This window comes from Mariprofundus sp. EBB-1 (genome assembly GCF_003665155.1).
Taxonomy (GTDB): domain Bacteria; phylum Pseudomonadota; class Zetaproteobacteria; order Mariprofundales; family Mariprofundaceae; genus Mariprofundus.
Genome location: NZ_RCFQ01000010.1, coordinates 25,639 through 43,935 on the forward strand (window position 1 = coordinate 25,639; position 18,297 = coordinate 43,935).

20 protein-coding genes are annotated in these 18,297 nt (G+C 45.9%); 16 read left to right on the forward strand and 4 right to left on the reverse strand.

Annotated features, from left to right (window positions below):
• The first annotated feature begins 97 nt into the window (after nucleotides 1–97).
• The 4 genes from yhbY (at nucleotide 98) to D8Y20_RS05815 (ending at nucleotide 2,365) form a co-directional block, all read left to right on the forward strand.
• Nucleotides 98–376 (forward strand): ribosome assembly RNA-binding protein YhbY, encoded by a 279-nt coding sequence (yhbY, locus tag D8Y20_RS05800; RefSeq protein WP_121542102.1) that lies wholly within the window; start codon nucleotides 98–100, stop codon nucleotides 374–376.
• Nucleotides 373–630 (forward strand): BolA family transcriptional regulator, encoded by a 258-nt coding sequence (locus tag D8Y20_RS05805; protein ID WP_121542103.1) that lies wholly within the window; start codon nucleotides 373–375, stop codon nucleotides 628–630. Before yhbY ends, D8Y20_RS05805 begins: the two co-directional genes overlap by 4 nt.
• A 99-nt stretch (nucleotides 631–729) precedes the next feature.
• Nucleotides 730–1,116 (forward strand): hypothetical protein, encoded by a 387-nt coding sequence (locus tag D8Y20_RS05810; protein ID WP_121542104.1) that lies wholly within the window; start codon nucleotides 730–732, stop codon nucleotides 1,114–1,116.
• A 13-nt stretch (nucleotides 1,117–1,129) separates the two neighbouring features.
• Nucleotides 1,130–2,365 carry a diguanylate cyclase gene (locus D8Y20_RS05815; RefSeq protein ID WP_121542105.1) on the forward strand — a complete coding sequence of 412 codons (1,236 nt, stop codon included), beginning with the start codon at nucleotides 1,130–1,132 and terminating at the stop codon, nucleotides 2,363–2,365.
• 391 nt (nucleotides 2,366–2,756) lie between these two features.
• Here the strand turns inward: D8Y20_RS05815 and D8Y20_RS05820 are convergent, their stop codons facing one another.
• Genes D8Y20_RS05820 through D8Y20_RS05835 form a run of 4 tightly spaced genes read right to left on the reverse strand, consistent with a single transcriptional unit; the run spans nucleotide 2,757 to nucleotide 5,680 of the window.
• Nucleotides 2,757–3,326: a PilZ domain-containing protein gene (locus D8Y20_RS05820; protein WP_121542106.1), complete on the reverse strand. Its 570-nt coding sequence runs from the start codon at nucleotides 3,324–3,326 to the stop codon at nucleotides 2,757–2,759.
• Nucleotides 3,319–4,938 (reverse strand): HD domain-containing phosphohydrolase, encoded by a 1,620-nt coding sequence (locus D8Y20_RS05825; protein ID WP_121542107.1) that lies wholly within the window; start codon nucleotides 4,936–4,938, stop codon nucleotides 3,319–3,321. The genes D8Y20_RS05820 and D8Y20_RS05825 overlap by 8 nt, the downstream gene beginning before the upstream one ends.
• Nucleotides 4,938–5,423, reverse strand: coding sequence for a response regulator (locus tag D8Y20_RS05830; protein ID WP_121542108.1), 486 nt, complete (start codon nucleotides 5,421–5,423; stop codon nucleotides 4,938–4,940). Before D8Y20_RS05830 ends, D8Y20_RS05825 begins: the two co-directional genes overlap by 1 nt.
• Nucleotides 5,424–5,425: 2 nt before the next feature.
• The gene (locus D8Y20_RS05835) at nucleotides 5,426–5,680 is read right to left on the reverse strand and encodes a hypothetical protein (protein WP_121542109.1); all 255 of its coding nucleotides are present in this window, start codon (nucleotides 5,678–5,680) and stop codon (nucleotides 5,426–5,428) included.
• Between the two features lie 320 nt (nucleotides 5,681–6,000).
• On the opposite strand from D8Y20_RS05835, the gene D8Y20_RS05840 reads away from it, so the two are divergent.
• The 12 genes from D8Y20_RS05840 to D8Y20_RS05895 all read left to right on the forward strand — a co-directional run bounded on the left by D8Y20_RS05840 (nucleotide 6,001) and on the right by D8Y20_RS05895 (nucleotide 18,146).
• Nucleotides 6,001–7,389 carry a sigma-54 dependent transcriptional regulator gene (locus tag D8Y20_RS05840; RefSeq protein ID WP_121542110.1) on the forward strand — a complete coding sequence of 463 codons (1,389 nt, stop codon included), beginning with the start codon at nucleotides 6,001–6,003 and terminating at the stop codon, nucleotides 7,387–7,389.
• A 245-nt stretch (nucleotides 7,390–7,634) separates the two neighbouring features.
• Nucleotides 7,635–9,602, forward strand: coding sequence for a hypothetical protein (locus D8Y20_RS05845; protein WP_121542157.1), 1,968 nt, complete (start codon nucleotides 7,635–7,637; stop codon nucleotides 9,600–9,602).
• On the forward strand, nucleotides 9,599–10,954 hold the full coding sequence (locus D8Y20_RS05850) for a sigma-54-dependent Fis family transcriptional regulator (RefSeq protein ID WP_121542111.1): 1,356 nt from the start codon (nucleotides 9,599–9,601) through the stop codon (nucleotides 10,952–10,954). The genes D8Y20_RS05845 and D8Y20_RS05850 overlap by 4 nt, the downstream gene beginning before the upstream one ends.
• A 94-nt stretch (nucleotides 10,955–11,048) precedes the next feature.
• The gene (gene flgB, locus D8Y20_RS05855) at nucleotides 11,049–11,450 is read left to right on the forward strand and encodes a flagellar basal body rod protein FlgB (RefSeq protein WP_121542112.1); all 402 of its coding nucleotides are present in this window, start codon (nucleotides 11,049–11,051) and stop codon (nucleotides 11,448–11,450) included.
• A gap of 6 nt (nucleotides 11,451–11,456) precedes the next feature.
• Nucleotides 11,457–11,906, forward strand: coding sequence for a flagellar basal body rod protein FlgC (gene flgC / locus D8Y20_RS05860; protein ID WP_121542113.1), 450 nt, complete (start codon nucleotides 11,457–11,459; stop codon nucleotides 11,904–11,906).
• Nucleotides 11,907–11,915: 9 nt separating this feature from the next.
• Entirely contained in the window at nucleotides 11,916–12,233 is a 318-nt protein-coding gene (gene fliE / locus D8Y20_RS05865; RefSeq protein ID WP_121542114.1) for a flagellar hook-basal body complex protein FliE, read from the forward strand.
• A 59-nt stretch (nucleotides 12,234–12,292) separates the two neighbouring features.
• Nucleotides 12,293–13,930 (forward strand): flagellar basal-body MS-ring/collar protein FliF, encoded by a 1,638-nt coding sequence (fliF, locus tag D8Y20_RS05870; protein ID WP_121542115.1) that lies wholly within the window; start codon nucleotides 12,293–12,295, stop codon nucleotides 13,928–13,930.
• Entirely contained in the window at nucleotides 13,912–14,928 is a 1,017-nt protein-coding gene (fliG, locus tag D8Y20_RS05875) for a flagellar motor switch protein FliG (protein WP_236075276.1), read from the forward strand. The genes fliF and fliG overlap by 19 nt, the downstream gene beginning before the upstream one ends.
• A 5-nt stretch (nucleotides 14,929–14,933) precedes the next feature.
• Nucleotides 14,934–15,620, forward strand: a complete 687-nt coding sequence (locus D8Y20_RS05880) for a FliH/SctL family protein (RefSeq protein ID WP_121542117.1) — start codon at nucleotides 14,934–14,936, stop codon at nucleotides 15,618–15,620.
• Nucleotides 15,589–16,989, forward strand: coding sequence for a FliI/YscN family ATPase (locus D8Y20_RS05885; RefSeq protein WP_370050581.1), 1,401 nt, complete (start codon nucleotides 15,589–15,591; stop codon nucleotides 16,987–16,989). Before D8Y20_RS05880 ends, D8Y20_RS05885 begins: the two co-directional genes overlap by 32 nt.
• A gap of 17 nt (nucleotides 16,990–17,006) precedes the next feature.
• Nucleotides 17,007–17,447 (forward strand): hypothetical protein, encoded by a 441-nt coding sequence (locus D8Y20_RS05890; RefSeq protein WP_121542118.1) that lies wholly within the window; start codon nucleotides 17,007–17,009, stop codon nucleotides 17,445–17,447.
• Between the two features lie 9 nt (nucleotides 17,448–17,456).
• Nucleotides 17,457–18,146 carry a MotE family protein gene (locus D8Y20_RS05895; protein WP_236075277.1) on the forward strand — a complete coding sequence of 230 codons (690 nt, stop codon included), beginning with the start codon at nucleotides 17,457–17,459 and terminating at the stop codon, nucleotides 18,144–18,146.
• The last annotated feature ends 151 nt before the right edge of the window (nucleotides 18,147–18,297 follow it).

Sequence of the window (18,297 nt, forward strand, 5' to 3'; positions counted from 1 at the left end):
ATTTTTGGCAGGAGCCAATACATCAGCATCTCCCTAGATTGAGCAAATTATATGCCATAACACATCTTGTTGTTAGCATTCGCGAGTGGAGAAGACTATGACCCTAAACAATCAACAAAGAAAGACCCTTAAAGCAAAAGCTCATCACCTCAAGCCACTCATCAGAGTTGGGCAAAAAGGCATTACAGACACACTTGTTGAAGAGACCATACAGACTTTGGACAGGCATGAGTTGATCAAAGTACATATTGCCAATGATGATCGAGAAGAACGCAACAACGCGGCAGAAGAGCTCGCCTCTCGCTGCCAGGCTGTCATTGTTCATCAGATCGGCAAGACGTGTATTTTATTCAAAGAGCAAATCTCTGCTGCATGAGTAATACCTGTGAAAAAATAAAAGAAATACTAGAGGCAACATTTCAACCTGAATCTTTACATATTGAAGATGAATCATGGAAACATGCCGGCCATGCCGGCGTCAAAGAGCATGGCGGAGGCCACTTTGTCGTACGCATTGCATCAAATAAGTTTCATGGATTGGCCCGCACCCAAAGCCACCGCATGATTTTTCAAGCCTTAAACTCACTATTCCCTAAATCCATCCATGCATTAACTATTAAGATCGAATAAACAACCGCATATACTGCAGTAACCGATCACTCTGGCCTGTTTCTTGCATGTATTTCATTTTGAAAGCATCACACAAGAACATCACAACAGGGTTGTCCTATGAAGATTCAAAACAGTACTCCGGTCTCCGGCAAAACGACACAGACTACCAAGCGTAGCACGGCGAATGGCCTGTTCGGCCAACTGCTTGATGCTGAATCCCAGCAAACAGATCAACCCCAGAATCACAGCGCTCAAACAACAGATACAAGAGCACCTATGCAGGAAGCATGGCACACCCTTGAAGAGAGCGTAACGCTGCTTGATGAAGCGATGCAGTGCATCGAGTCAGGCGATAGCCCTCCTCAAAAATTAATACAAGACATTGAACACTTACGTGCCCTGTTAAGGGTCCAGGTGGCATCCGGTGGCTCCGCGATAGAATTAAAACAGGCAGACACCCTGCTAGCTGTAGAAGCAGAACGTATTCGCGCCATGCAATCGTAAGCGACGACCACAGATGAACCAGAGAGATCTCATAGAACAGTTACTAGATGGCATGGATGAAATTCGTCCAATCGCACTTGCAGCAAGACCTGACGACCTAGAGCTACGCGCCACAACACGCGATATGATTGCTGCATTAGAAGACATCAAACGTGCACCCGCCATCCCCGCCCCTACCTACGCATGGTTATGTCATCTCACCTCGAAACTACTTGATGCCGAGCATGGTGCACTACTTAAACCAACTGCTGACGGACTCATCCCAGACACCGCGCAACAAGCATTAAGTCAACATATTGAACAGCGTCAAATGCTGTTGATGCAAGCCCTGCAAGACATACCCGCCACCCACTTTTTACTCGATCAAAGTAGTGAAATGATTGGCAACAAGGCTAATAGCGATACTCCTTTGCAAGCCAAAGCAAAACATTTAGTCCAACTATTGCGTGACCATCTACAGCACGATACAGATTTAAAAAATGAGATTCAGCAACTCATCGAAGCATTCAACCCATCCCTTTCTGCCCTATCTAGCCTGCTCGAACAGGCTGGAGAAGATTCACCCGAATTAAAACAGGCCCAACAAATACTGGCTCAAAAATTACCTGATAACATTGAAGATGCCAGAGCTCTGCTGGAGAGTGCCCATCATAGTATTTTGCAAGCAGGCACCAAATTAGTCAGCGCCAGCGCAAAATTAACAGAGACCATTCAGGTACAAGTTGAAAAACTGTCCACACTTTCAAGTAAGCTGGAACAAGCCGAATCAGAAGCACGTAATGACCCTTTAACCGGATTAGCGAACAGACGAGCTCTGGCTGAATACTTAAAAGAGCTGGGACAAAAAGGTTTCTGTTTTCTAGTCATCGACATTGATCATTTTAAAAACATCAACGACACCCATGGTCATGATGTAGGCGATGAAATTCTGCAGCAGCTTGCCATCATTCTACAAACCAATATTCGCAACACTGATCTTGCCTCCCGCATCGGAGGAGAAGAGTTCTGCATTATATTTGCAGCCGCATCAGTCGACATCAGCCTCAAACTGGCAGATAAACTACGTTTATCTATTGAAACACATACATTCAAAACCCAGCAGGGCCCACTCAATATTACAGTCAGTATCGGGCTGGCTGAACATATTGTCGGTCAACCATCCAGCCACACATTCAAAGCAGCGGATAAGGCCTTGTATCAATCCAAACGCAATGGCCGCAACCAGGTAACTATTATCCCCACTGCATAGGCAAACTAAGCAGATGGCGCATGGCGAAACAGAAAGATTCCCTAGACGAGGAATTCACACGAATGATCAGAAGGTCTGTGTGACCGTAGGAAAACCTGTGCTGCATAGCAAGGTACCCCCCCCAGGAGGGATAAATAATTATCATGAAATTTGCGAAGTCACTGCCCTCAGGCAGGCTTTCCAGCTTTAGCATTCACCTGATAGCAAATGCTTGTCATCGCCATGAAAAGAAAGCAGTCATTCGTGACCAGATATTTTTAACTCAGTAATTTCGAACAGTTGCCATATATTGACAGTTTCCGCTCATGTGCAATGAACTAAAAAAGCGCTTATGATATCATAAGCGCCCTTTCTTTTAGCCACAATCCAAACAGTTATTTAGCAACCACTCCTATCTGTTTTTATTCTCTGCTCTGATGGTTTCACGATGACGGCGATAAACATATTTAGAGATTGTATCTTCCTCATCATCACAGCGATAATAAAATTTTATGCCTACCTGCTGCTTTGTCCCCTTTGGCCTGGGCGCACGTACAACAGTCCCCACCAACTCAAGAATAGAAGGGGGAAATAAGGGTAACATCAGATTAATGGCTACTGCATCACCAAGTTTGTAATGTTTATCTGTTACAAAGCTAATACCTGTCACACTCAAATTAACCGGCCGTTCCTGCATATTTCCATGGCTGGCATCATTCAGCATATTCACACCGATAAGGTAATTCAGTTTAGCATCCAGAGCCTCAATCGCCTGCGACATTTCAGGGTTAACCTGATTCTGTTCGCCGGAAAAAAGATCTCGCCCTACCATTTGACGCAGCATGCCGTTCTGACGCGATCGAACCCCCACCTTGGTTTTATTCACTTCAAACTCTTCAGCTGTTAAGCGATCTTCACTAAGGGGAATCACATCATTGATTCTAAAATCCTGCCTACCATTATCATTACTGTTTTCAGCCATTATTTCGCACCTCTGTTTTCACTGAAATTAAAGCAGACAATGGCATCACACCATCACTATCAAGAACATCTTCCGCTTGCGTACTCACAACACCGCGCTCAATTGCCGCAATTGCCACCGCTACCACTTGTGGATCAAATTGTGTGCCAGCATTGTTTTTAAGTTGCTCCACACAAAAAGACAAGGATCTTGCCATACGATAAACACGATGTGTGGTCATTGCATCAATGGCATCAGCCACACAAACAATACGCGCATCAAAAGGAATATCTTCGCCGGCCAACTTATCCGGATAACCAAAACCATCATAACGCTCATGATGATGACGCAACATCTGGCGCTCTCGAACCATCGTATCCATATTGGATAGAATATTATCTCCAATGGCCGGATGTGCTTTCATAATTGCGAACTCTTGCTCTGTATAACGGTCCGGTTTCAACAACACCGCATCGGGAATACCACATTTGCCAATATCATGTAGCAAACCTCCGGTACGAATCAAATCCACATGATCAGAATCAAGGCCAAGATCTGCAGCAAGCACCGCTGATAACTCTCCCACGCGCGCTGAATGATCACGTGTATAACGATCACGCGCTTCCAGTGACCGCACCAGTGCGATTAATGTGTCCCGCATATTGGCGGCCAGCGCTGCGTGCACGGCGCGATTATCCAACAAGGTGTCGAGTTTCTTGACCAGTAGCCCAAGCATTTGACGGGTTTCACTTTTCAACGGCATGGAAACGGTTGGGTTGAGCAAGCACAACACCCCCATTGCCACACCCTGTAAACGCACTGACACCGCCACAAATTGGTCAGACTCCAAACCTGGCCAACAGATGCTCAAGCCTTCTCCAAGAGCAGACTGATGAAACTCCTCATCACCATTCATTAAAGGCTGAAACACTGTTTCAGCCAGATCACAAGATGCAGGCAACCCTTCCATATCTTCCGACGCCACCATCACCAGCCTATGCTGCTGACGCTCAAACAGAGCCATATATCCGCTCTGAGCATGCACTGCATCCATACCTATGGTTAAGGCTCGCGCACACACTGCCGACACATCATTTTGAGCAGGCATTTCATCAAACATGCGATAGACCAACCCCATCCGACGATCCATTTCAAACATTTCAGGCAACAGCTTATCTGATGGGCGGTTTGAGACTTGAGCGGATAATTGCTCAGCAGGTCGATTCGAAAGACCTGAGCTATCCGATTGCAAAGTGGTTCCTTCATCGCCATTCAGCATGTCATTCAAACAATCGAGAAACACGTTTGGCTCAAAAGGCTTGGCTAATACATGATCAATTCCAAGCGCAGTAGCCTGCTTCATTCGCGCAGATGTCAAAAAACCACTCATTAGAATCGTAGGTGGAAGTGCCAAACCACCGACGACACTATTTTCAAGAAATTCCAGTGCATTCCCATCACCCAGACTCATATCAGTGATTAGTCCATCCCAATATTGTTCAGATAAGACAACACCAGCTTCCTGCAGACTACCCACCTGTGAAATCTCAACATCCAAGCCAAGCCCACCGATGATTTCGGCAACCACTTCACGAACAGCGGGTTGATCTTCTATAATGAGAAGCTTCAACATCAATGATTGCCTACTTTATTCTGGCCATAAGCTCGAACCACCATATCTCCTCCAGGCTGAACTGCCTCCACTGGCTTCACAGTTTCGCCATTAAGAAGTTTATAACGTGCAAGTAAGCGTTGATAACGTGCTGCATTGTCCAAGCGAACCCGAATCTCAGGCAATTGAAATGGTTTACTGACAAAATCGTAAGCGCCTTGCTCTACAGCGTGCAAAGCATTTTCAATGCCAGAGTAACCGGTCATCAACATGATAAGTGTATCAGGCATATGTTCATGAATATGACGCAACAGTGTCAAACCATCGGCCCCCGGCATAACAATATCACTGAGTACCAGATCAAAATGCTCCTCTTGCAATGCTTGCAAGGCGCTGTCACCACGGTGATGCACAACCAGATCGTAACCTGCTTCTGAAAGGTATTCCTCTAATAAAGAGGCCAAAGCCTCATCATCTTCAGCCAACAGTAGCCGGGGTTTCTCCACACTTAGCCTCCGTAGTTATCATTCTTCTTATAGAGGTTAAGCAAGTGTGATTCCAAAGCGCGTTCGCCGGGCTTATTGTAAGACTGAATTTGAGATTCAGTAGAAGGAGTTTGCTGACTGTGCGAAGAAGAAATACTTACCTTATCCAGCTTAACTGGCTGAGCAGGAGGATTTTGCTTTGCAACAGATGAGCCTTTCCCATTCTGCTGCAACAAGCGGTTAATTAAACCATCGACGGGTTGAATACTAATAGCCATGTGCAAACCTCCATCGTGGTAAAGTATAATATTTCTATACGAGATCTATCGGCGGTGATATCTGCGACTTTAATAATTTATAAGCGTCAAAAGAATATTCCTTATGCACAAAGAGCTTAAACACCCCATAGAGTCCATAAAACAACATGAACCCAAGCTCAAAACAGATCGAAATTAAACTATAAAACAACCGCTTAGCATACCTCCACACAGGAAAACCAAAGCTACAATATTCAGAATGCTTGCTTTTAAAATGTTGTGCGTCATTATTTTGACTTTCACACACCATTCGAAGACCGACGACAAAGGGGCCGCCAATCGTGAAACAATCTGCATTTATCCTGCTGGTTGAAGACAACAATGAATTTCGTGAAATTTTAAAGGAATCACTGGAGTCATCCGGATTTCATGTCACGGCTGCCGCTAACGCCAATCGCGCTCGCGAAGCGATGAATATTGGTAAATTTGATTTAACGCTGCTTGATGTGCGCTTACCAGACGGCAATGGCATTGAGTTGATGCGTGAATTTCGCCAAAGCGACCCTGATATGGGCATCATCATCATGACCGGCTACGCCGAAATAGACACGGCTGTAGATGCCGTTCGCCTTGGAGCCAATGATTTTTTAAAAAAACCATTTGATATCGATGAGCTGCTTGTTCGCATTGGCGAACTCATGAAAAACAGACAGCTTAAAAAAGACAATCACTCCCTGCGTGCACAAATCCATAGTCAGCATGCCCATGATGGACTGAGTGGCCAATGCGATTCTATCCGAAAACTGCAGGAAACCATCAAGCTACTGGGAGACTCGGACAGCACCGTACTGATATCGGGAGAATCAGGCAGCGGTAAAGAGGTCCTGGCTAAAGCACTGCATAAAAGTGGCACCCGTTCCCGCAAACCACTGGTTTCTATCAACTGCGGAGCCATACCGGAAGAACTGCTTGAGTCTGAACTATTCGGCCACGTGAAAGGTGCTTTCACCGGAGCTATTCGCTCCCGTCCCGGGCGCTTTGAAATTGCCAATGGCGGCACCATCTTCCTGGATGAAATTGGCGACATGAGCCCCAAACTGCAAGTAAAACTACTGCGCGTGCTACAAGAGCGATGCTTTGAACCGGTCGGCAGCCAGCAAAGTATTGAAGTCAATGTGCGCGTCATTGCTGCAACCCATAGGGATTTAGAAAAAGAAATTGCCGGCGGACGTTTCCGAGAGGATCTATATTACAGGCTTAATGTCATTCCGCTCACCCTTGCCCCCTTAAGAGAGCGTGGTGAGGACATTATTTTATTGGCCGAACATTTCATTCAACGCTTCAATAAAGACAAAGGCGCAGAAATCACAAGCATCTCGGATGATGCCAGCCGCGCCATGCTAAATTATAAGTGGCCTGGCAACGTGCGCGAATTACAAAATCTTATCGAGCGCGTCACTACCCTGAAGCGGCAAGGTGTTCTGGAGCTGGAAGATCTACCCAGCCGCATGATTAGTGATAAAGACAGAGTACTACAAAGCTTTCAGATGGATGTTAAAACAGCCAGCAGCATCGACTTAAAAGCCACAGTAGATGAATTTGAGAGTCATCTTATTCTCTCTGCCCTGCAACGGTTCGACTGGAACAAAAACAGAGCCGCCAATTTTTTGGCGATGAATCGCACTACATTGGTTGAAAAAATAAAGAAGAAAGGCCTGCAACCAAGCTAATCAAGTCCAAAAATATCGTATTAGCATTTCCACCGCAAAGTACGTCAAATATCACCCTTGAAAAAGTAGAGCTATGTAGGCGATCACTATAAATAACTCCACACAAATGACGTCCAACACACTAAAATATAAAGGTTTACCTGTGTGTTTTGCGACAAATATTTTTAAATATTCTAATGCGATGGCCCTGCCCCGGCATCCGGCATGGATCTTGCGTTTAAATTGTCATGTTGCGTATTTTTTTCATGACCATATTACTGCTATCAAGCTTCCCTTATTCAGCAATCAGCCAGGAAGATGGTGCTACTCAGGCAGCTCACGCCTATCTGAACAGTGGTAACCCTAAACAAGCCATCAAAACAGCTCAGCGTATATTAAAACAAAGCAACCAATCTCCAACGGATCGATTGAACTTACTCAATCTTATTGCACAAGCTGAAATCATGCGCACCAGTTTCAGGCACTTTGAGAAAATAGACAATGCCACCCAAGCCATTAATGTTGTACTTAAAGAGTTTCCGGCCAGCGCAGAAGCCATCGAATTACGCTGGAAACTAGCCTGGATTTATTGGAAATCCGGAAATAAAAAAATGGCTATCACGGCCGCGCGCGAGATCATCACCCAAGATCAACAGCCTAGCAGCCTTCGCCGTGCCTGGTTGTTAATGGCTCGCATTCATATACAGCTAAGAAACTTTTCCTATGCCCGAAGTGATCTCTTGCAATACGGATTACAGGTAACCAATAAAAGCCGCGATCAGGCCATTGGCATGGCATGGATGGCTATTATTGATATCGGCGAGAATCGCCCAGATATCGCGCTCAAAAACTTCAAGACCGTCTACAAAAAGTGGCCGGACTTAATCGCCGATGAGCCCGAACTGTTTTCCGCCTATATTCAATTGATGCATCAGGCTGACAATGACCCCGATACATTACAAATGTGCGAACTATTTATTGGTAAATATATTGAAACCGAACATGCTGCCCCCATTCGACTCATACATGCTGATCTTCTGGCTAAAGATAAGACCAATATTAAAAAAGCTATCAAGGAATACAGTATATTGTCCGCCGCTCAGGCAGAAACAATGATTGGCAGGCAAGCGTTCATGCGTAAGCTAATGCTAGAGTTCAAAGATGAAACGGCGCGTGACAAACTTATTCCTGTCATGATATCACTTAAAAAAATAGCTACGACCAACCAGTTATCCATTATTGAAGATGAAGCGATTCTGGATCTGGCGCGATTGTGGGTGCGCTTGCAAAAAGAGGACAATAATAAGGTTAATGAAGGCAAAACTACGCAAAGTGCATTTCCCGCTCTACAAGCTTATGCGCGTGCCTCCGCATCTCTCAATAGCCATATTGCCAAAGCAGCCTCACATGAAGGAATGCTATGGATGAATAAAAGTATTGAAAAAGCAATTTCTAAAAAAGACTGGATCAAATCTGTCAACATATGGCGCCAGTTTCCACAACTGCGCCCGGGAAATAATCAATCTCAAGAGCTGCGCTTGGGTATTGCCCACGCCATGCGCATGCTAATGCTCTTTGATGGAGCTGAAGAGATATTAAACACGCTATATAAAGAAAACAAACACAGTATCCGAGGTGAGCACACCATGCTTGAGCTGGCCTATTTATGGATGGATCGACAGGACCCATCCGGGGTAAACAATGTCTTACGCTGGCTTAACCGCCATGAATTCAGTATGTATCGGCCAGAGATGTTACTGATTGTTGCACGCATGCAGCTTGCCCAGAAACATGCTGAGCAAGCTCGGCAGACACTCTCATCCGTACGTCCTGATGATATGACAAATGAATCACGTCTATCATATTGGCAAACAAAAGCAGCCATATCGGAGTCTTTATCACAATGGCATAGCGCCGCACGGGCGTGGGAAAAATATCGCCAAAGCAACGGTGCTGATGCTGCCCGTGGACTACATAAACAAGCCATTAATTTATTTGCAGCACTGGAATTCGCACAAGCATTCAAACTATTCCAACAAACTGCGCAAGAAAACCGTAATGCCGAATGGGAATACCACATGGGAATATGTCAAATACGCACCGGTGAAACAAAGCAAGGCACTGAGCGACTGCAAAAGCTTGCCGCCAACAGCGCAGGTGGAAGATTCACATCGCTGGCAAAATTAACTCTGGCAGATGAACAAGCCGGTTTATTATTGGGAGAAAGACCATGAGCCTATCCAATGTCAGTATGATCGGATTTCCCGCCCATGAAGAAGCCGAATTGCGCGTACAATTTGGAGAACTACTCCCACAAACCCATATTGAGTCACTTCCCATTGAGGGTGTTCAGGCCGATTTAAGCGCTGATGCCTTGATTTTCATATGGGATAGTATCACTTCACCCTCTATCGTCCGCCGTCTGTTTGAAGCCAACCCACAAGCCAATATTGTTATCATTACCGATAGTGGAGAGAGCGAACGTGGTGCTAATCTTATGCATTTGGGGGCAATTGATTACAGATTGATGCCTGTACCTGATGAAGTCCTGGAAATTTACATTCGTAAAAGCGGCCATCAGAGCGCCTTGGCCAAACAGGCGGATGTACAAAAAACCAAGGCTAACAACACACATGAGATGTTTGTCACCGAAGACTTAGAAACACGCCGACTTCTCGACCGTGTTGCCCTGATAGCACCAAGCAATGCTTCAGTTCTGGTTGTCGGCGAATCAGGAACAGGAAAAGAACGATTGTCGCGCTATGTGCATGCCTGCTCAAATCGGGAGAATGCCAACTTTATCGCCATCAATTGCGCTGCTATTCCTGAAGGCGTGCTGGAAGCTGAGCTGTTCGGCCATGAAAAAGGCGCTTTTACCGGAGCCACTTCTGCTCGTCCCGGTAAATTCGAGTTGGCACATAAAGGCACACTACTACTCGATGAAATCACTGAAATGCCGGTTCATCTACAAGCCAAATTATTGCGAGTACTGCAAGAAGGTGAAGTTGACCGCTTAGGTGGCAATAAGCCCGTTAAAATTGATGTGCGTGTCATTGCCACCAGCAACAGGGATCTGACAAAAGCTGTGCAGGAAGGATCTTTCCGTCAGGATCTCTATTACCGCCTTAATGTCGTCTGCATTCAATTACCTCCATTGCGCCAGCGCAATAATGATGTCAAACCTTTAGCGCTTCATTTTCTGCAACGCTTTTCAGAGATGTATGGCAGGCCAGCACCAAGGTTATCACCGCAAGCCATTGATCAACTGCAGCGTTATGCATGGCCGGGCAATGCACGCGAATTAGAAAACTGCATGCATCGCGCCTTCTTAATGGCTGTAGACGAACTGATTATACCCGAACACCTCTGCCTTGATGACCCCATGGCGGCCAATATGACGCATGAGCAAGGTGATGCAGTGCAAGCGGGTGTCTCGATCCGAGATATGGAGCGCACGCTCATCGAAAAAACGCTGGTGCATGTGCAAGGTAATCGTACGGAAGCAGCCCAATTGCTTGGCATAAGCATCCGAACACTGCGCAATAAACTCCACACCTACGATTCTGGCATGGCATTTGCTGGATAGGGTTTAGGCGATGGTAAAAAATTGACGATCACACTGCCATCCCCTCATTAATAAACGATGTACCAGCGAAGGAACGCCGGCAGGGAGTGTAAACATGGACATGTTCGGCAGCGGTTTTCAACGTCTTGAATCATCATTAATAGCGCGTGAAAAAATGCAAAGTTCTATCACCAGCAATATTGCTAATGCTGATACACCAAACTACAAGGCGGACAAACGAAACTTTGCTGACTTTTTAGCGGACCAGAACAATCTTGGAAGCCATTCAAAAGCCGCCACCACCCATGCAAGGCATTTTGCAGAGACCAATACCTCTTCCCTATTGGGCAGTAACATTTATCAACAAGAAAATTCACGCAAAATTGATGGCAACAGCGTAAACCTTCAATCTGAAATGGCCCGTATGTCCGAAAATCAACTGATGCATGAGCTTTCCATGCGCCTGGTTAAAGGCCGCTTGACTGGTTTGATGAACGCCATCAAGGAAGGAAGGTAAACGCTCATGGCCAATGATCTTCTATCTTCTATGCATATCAGCGCTGCTGGTATGACTGCCCAACGCACACGTATGGATATTGTCTCTGAAAATATTGCTAACGCAGAATCCACGCGCACTGAGAATGGTGGCGGCCCATACAAACGCCGACAAGTTGTATTTCAGGCAGTTACACCGCAACAAACATTTTCACATGTGTTCAATAGCGCTTTTCAGCCTGATAAACATCAGTCAGTCAAAGCCGCTTATATTGCAGAGGACAATAAGCCATTTCGCGAAGTATATGACCCATCTCACCCTGATGCAGATAGCAATGGCATTGTAAAAATGCCCAATGTTAATCCCGTTCAAGAGATGGTCGACATGAATGGCGCTGCCAGAAGCTTTGAAGCCAATGTTACTACTATGGAAGCATCCAAACGGATGTTTTTAAAATCACTCGAATTACTTCGATAGGAGTTCCGCATGAATATTCATGGATATCAATCCTCACCCGGGCCTAGCTCAATCACGACTCCCGGCAACAATTTTCAGGATGTCGGCAAAACAGCTTCCTCTGGGGAAAAAAACTTCGCCACGCTATTGCAGGCATACACTCAACAGGTCAACAATGATGTCAAAACAGCCGCAAAAGGTGCCGAAGGACTTGCAACAGGCGAAGTGCATAATACCTCGGAAACGCTATTAGCCATTAAAAAGGCTGACCTATCATTTCAATTGATGCTTGGCGTACGCAACAAACTGGTTGATGCATATCGCGAAATTATCCGCATGCAGGTATAGCACCCAACACATCACCACATTTTACAGGCAGATTAAAGCATATATAGAGGTGCACCATTATGGCTGACGGATTGACGCCACATACACAGACGGCAAATCAAATGAACCCGACACTGGTTGACCCGGGCAATCATGAAATTGGTCAGGGCGCTACCATTCAAGTGCCACAGGTGTTAGCTAAATATAGAAGAATCATGTTGTTCACTGCTGCCAGCCTGATGCTGGCGGGTTTTGTTAGCCTGGTATTATGGTCATCGGAAAAACCTTACCGGTCTGTTTATGCCGGTATGGCAGAAAAAGATGCCGCATCCGTAGTAGAGTTATTACAAAAAGAACACATCCCTTATCGTTTAGAAGGTGGCGGCACAGTCATGGTGCCAGAGGATCAGGTTTATCAGGTACGTCTTAAATTGGCCGGACAGGGGGTGACACCATCAGGCAACACCGGCTTTGAAATTTTCGACCAGAGCAATGAATTCGGGCTTAGTGACTTCACCCGTAAAATTAACCTACAGCGTGCTCTTCAAGGAGAATTGGCACGCACCATCGAAGTGATGCCACAAGTGCATACTGCCCGCATTCACCTGGTTCTGGCTAAAGAATCTGCATTTGCAGAGCGTGATCGCAAAGCAACTGCTTCCGTCATGCTGCAGCTTGCCGGCGGACAGCGCCTACCCAAGAAAACAGTGGTCGCTATCCAAAACCTTGTTGCTGCCAGCATTCCTAATTTGGATCAAAGCAGTGTCAGTGTCGTTGATGCCTCCGGCACACTGTTATCAAGCAATGAAAAAGAAGCCCCAATGTCTGAAGGCCAAACGATGCAAGAGTACCAAGGCAAACTGGAACAACGCATGGAGCAACGTATATCCGGTATGTTGGAGCAAATAGTTGGTGAAGGGCAAGCCGTAGTACGCGTTTCTGCTGATATTAACCGTGAGTTTGTTGACCAGAACAACACCCGCTATAATCCGGATGAACAGGTCTTACGTAGTCGAAAATCCAGTACAGAACAACGCACTTCAACCAGTGGTGCAGCTCTAGGTGTACCAGGCCTGGCTTCCAATACCCCCGGCGCTAATGGCACAGCCAACAATGCTGGCACTCAACCGAAGGATCTTGCCAAACGCACCGAAGATGTGAACAATTTTGAAATAAGCAGCACCCAGGAACATCGCGTTATCCCCTTTGGCAGTATCCAGAAATTATCTGTAGCCACCATTGTCGGAGGTCACTACAAAACCGACGATAAGGGTGAGCAAACATTCACTGCCCGCAGCAAGGAAGAGATTGCTGATATACAAAAATTAATTGAACGTGCCATGGGATTTGATGAAGACCGGGGTGACACGGTCAGTGTTCAAAGTATGCCCTTGATAGATATTGCCAGCGTAGTAGATAGCGAAGCACTCACCGCTTCAGAAAACCGGGTCTTTTATATGCAGGTTGCCCGCTACAGTCTTGCTGCGCTAGCGCTGTTATTGTTGGCCTGGTTTGTACTGCGCCCACTGGCAACACGCATTCAGGAATCTGCCGCCAATGACGATGAGCAAAACAAGGCAGGATCTGCCAACAACCCGAATCACCTTACCAACGAGGCAATGTCGCGCCTGGCCAACATGGAACAAGTCAAACACAGTATTCATCAAGAGCCAGACCGCGCCAATAAAGTATTCCGTGAATGGGTAGATCCGGCATGAAAAAAGCCAAACAATTAACCGGCGAAGACAAAGCCGCTATTCTGCTCTTCGCGCTTGGGCCGGAAGCTTCAGCTCCACTAGTACAGAATATGGATGATAAAATGTTAAGGCGCTTGGGCAGTCGCATGGCCGACCTGGGCAAAATTGAAACCGACGTACTCAATTCGGTCATTGATGAATACTTAGAAATGCATCGCTCTGAGGATCCGCTGATGCGCTCCGGGCACAATGATGTGGTCTCTCTGTTTCGCTATGCCATCGAACAGGATCGTGCTGATCGTATATTATCAGAAATGAACACACCTAAAACATTGACCATATGGGAAAAACTATCACGCCTGAAACCGGCAATGATTGCCAATTCTATTGCTGATGAACATCCACAAACCATCGCGCTTATTCTGGCTCATATTGATTCGGGTGTAGCCAGCCGGGTTATTGCGCTCCTTCCTGAAGAGATGCAGCTATCGGTTGTGATTCGCATGTCTAAAATTGATACCGTGCCTAAAGAGCTGGTGCGCGACATCGAAGAAACACTCGAGAAAGAACTTGCCGATATGCAGGGTGAGTCAGGTATTAGTCTGGATGGTATGGTCAGTGTGGTAGATATCCTCAAAGGACTCGAAAAAGATGTTGCACGGCCCATCCTTGATCAATTACGCGACAGAGATGAAGCCCTCTTTGCACAAGTAGATAGGTTGTTACTGATTTTTGAGGATCTTGTAGAATTATCAGATCGCGACATTCAAACTATTCTCAAACACATCTCTTCCGATGACCTTGTCAAAGCACTCAAAGGCAGTTCCGATGAAGTCGGAGATCGATTCTTTGATAATATGTCGCAACGCGCGGCTGAAATTATGCGCGAAGATATGGCTGTCATGGGGCCAATGAAAGTTGCTGATGTAGAAGATGCGCAACAGATTGTACTCAAAATTATTCGCAAACTGGATGATGATGGCGCCATCACACTCAGCAGCACCGATGATATGGTATAAGAGAGATGAGTAGCCTTACCCCCCTTACTTTTCCGGAAGATCATCGTGAATCAACTCAATCGCGCAGTGCGTTCCCCTTCAGTCCCATTGATGCAAACCTATCCACATCGCCTAGTTTGAATACGAACCGCATGCAACAGTTGGAAAGCATGCTTAAAGAGGTACAGGGCAGAGCCGAAATTGTCGAAAAAGAAGCCTATGAAAAAGCTTATCTGGCCGGAGAAAAAGCAGGTATGGAATTGGGCCGTAAGCGTGGTGAACAGATTCTTGAATCGTTACAGGAAACACTAAAAGAGACCGAAACCTCACTGGTCAGCATTCAACAATCCTTCGCAGAGGCAGCTATGGATGTTGCCAAACATATTGCCGAGGCCATCGTCGGTGAAACCATTAAAGCAGATCAGAACAGCTTATTGAACATTGCCAAACAGGCCTCAGATCAGCTTCCAGATAACACCGGCCTGCGTATTGCAATTTCACCGGATGATTATTCCAGTTTCCAGCGTTTGCTTGAAGATGAAGGATCCATGCTCGCCTTGAAACGTGATGCGACAGTCAAAAGTGGCACATGCAGAGTTATTACAAACCAACAGGATATTCTCATTGATCCTATTGCCGCCGTAGGCGATTATCTCAACACACTGCGACCAGTCCTGCTTGATGCATCAGCCCCCGACAAAGATGCCCAATAGCCATAAACCATTTCTCTGGGATGCAGCACAGCGTCAACAGCTACTACAGCAACACCATGAACATAATGCGTTTCCTGTGCGTGGCAAAGTACATAAAGTGCTGGGACCAATGCTGGAAGCAACCGGTTTACCATCAAGCATTGGGCACGCTTGCAAAATCCATTGCAGTACAGGTCATAGTATCGAAGCAGAGATGATCGGATTTCGCGGTGATTATTCGCTACTAATGCCAGTTGGTAGCACACGCGGCATAGCCCCCGGAGATGCAATCACACCACTTGCTACGACTCCATCCATTGAGGTCAGTGAGCACCTGTTAGGCCGCGTACTTGATGGCATGGGCAATCCCATGGACAATTTACCACTACAATCAAATACTTTTTTATCTTCAAAACATACCTATGCACTACATGGTAAACGTCTGAATCCATTCTTTCGTCATATTATTGACACACCTATGAATCTGGGTGTTCGTGCCATGGATGCCTGCCTGCCTATGGGCTGGGGACAGCGTTTGGGGCTATTTGCAGGAGCTGGAGTCGGTAAAAGTAGCCTGTTAGGTATGTTAGCACGCAATTCAGATGCTGATATTAATGTTATTGCTCTGGTCGGCGAACGTAGTCGCGAAGTACGTGAGTTTCTCGATCTTGCACTCGGGGCTGAGGCGTTGCAACACAGCGTGGTCATAGTCGCCACATCAGATATGCCCCCCGTACTTAGACTGCGCGCAGCCAATATGGCGACTACCATCGCTGAAGCATTCCGATCAGATGGAAAACGGGTACTACTACTGATGGATAGCTTAACCAGAGTAGCCCAGGCCCAGCGTGAAATTGGACTGATGCTTGGTGAACCCCCTACCAGCAAAGGTTATACCCCCTCCTGCTTTTCTATTCTTGCTGAACTACTTGAACGCTCTGGCCCGGGAGAAGGTGATAGTGGTGATATCAGCGCTTTTTATACGGTGTTGGTGGAAGGTGATGACCTGCAAGCAGATCCCATTGCTGATGCCTCCATGGCTGTGCTTGACGGACACGTTATTCTTGACCGCAACCTGTCAGAACAAGGGCATTACCCTGCTATTAGCATCCTAAAAAGCGTCAGCCGACTGGATGCACAACTAAGTACTCCGGAAGCACTGCAAGCTATGCGCACCTTACGTCAAAAACTTGCCATCTATGAACGCATGGAAGATATGATTTCAGTAGGCGCATATGAAACAGGAAGCAATCCGGAACTTGATAATATTATCACCTTATTGCCTGATATACGTCAATTTTTGCAACAACAGACACATTCTGTTTGCACCAGAGAGAATTCGGCACAACGATTGCTAGAACTTGTAAGTAGGTTGGTAGTTCACAGCTAACATACAAGGAGACAAGCATGAAACTCAGCACGTCCAAAATACTGGCTCAGCTCAGCGAACAGGATCGCAAGAAAGTAGAGCTTGAGCTGTCTGAATTACATGCACATAAACAACGACTCATACAACAACAAAAAGACGTTCTCTCCCGGATACGGCAACTTAATGTACAGCGTGACCAAGTCATGAAAAAACGTAATACAGCATCCCTGCTGCAAGACTTTAATCTCTCTATACAAGAACAGCATTCCATGCTTACACTTATTTACTCCGGCTTACACGACATTGAAGCACAACAACAAGAGTTATTGGAAAAATTCAATATAGCATTCCGCAAACATCACAATTGTGAAAAAACACATCAGAAGAATCAACGCCAGCAACGCCATAAAGCTGAACAGAAACAACAACGTCAGCTTGATGACCTCTTTGCCGCCCGTCGGCCTACGGCAGCACGTTAGGAGATGAGTATGCGAAAACTCTCCATCACTATGTTTGCAATCATTGGACTACTATTTGGCAGTAAAATAGGCCTGCATATTTGGCAGATATCCTCCGAATCTGGCAATACACAAACGCCATCCACTCAATCAATCGTGGTGAATGAAATATCACTACCAGAATTACCAAAAAAACCTGTAATAACACAACCCAACGCTATTCACAGCATGACTGCTGCAGACTCGCTTGCTTTGATTGAATCCTATTTGATTCCTTCCGCCAACGCTGAGGTTTCATCTCAATCTACACATAAAAGTATTATTGAAGACAAAACACTCAGCTCCTTACGGCAACTTAAAGATGGACTGGATCAACGTGCAGACACGCTTGATCAACGCGAACAACATCTGCAACAGGCCGAAGAGAAACTGAAACGCCGCATCACTGAACTGGAGCAACTTGAAGCCAGTATTCAGCAGCGCTTGTCTGATGAGTCCAAAATTAAGAGCAAAAAAATGAAACGCCTTACTGCAGTCTATGAAGGCATGAAGCCTGATCGTGCCGCAGCCGTCATCTCCGGCATGGAATTAGTTACTGTTGTAAAAATATTTTTACTGATGGATGAAAAGAAGGTCGGTAAAATTCTCTCTTTTCTGCCCCCTGAAAAAGCAGTGGTCATTAGTCAGGCGCTTACCCGCCGTATCAGTTCAGTTAAATAACACATGCGCTTGAAATTGCCATTTACAGACAAGAACGGCATTTCCAGCCAGACAACATTGAGCACGGTTGATGATGCGTATAAACACCTTGCATCTGCAAATAATCTCACGAAAAAATATCGTTGCAGAGCATTTGACGGATCATTTATGC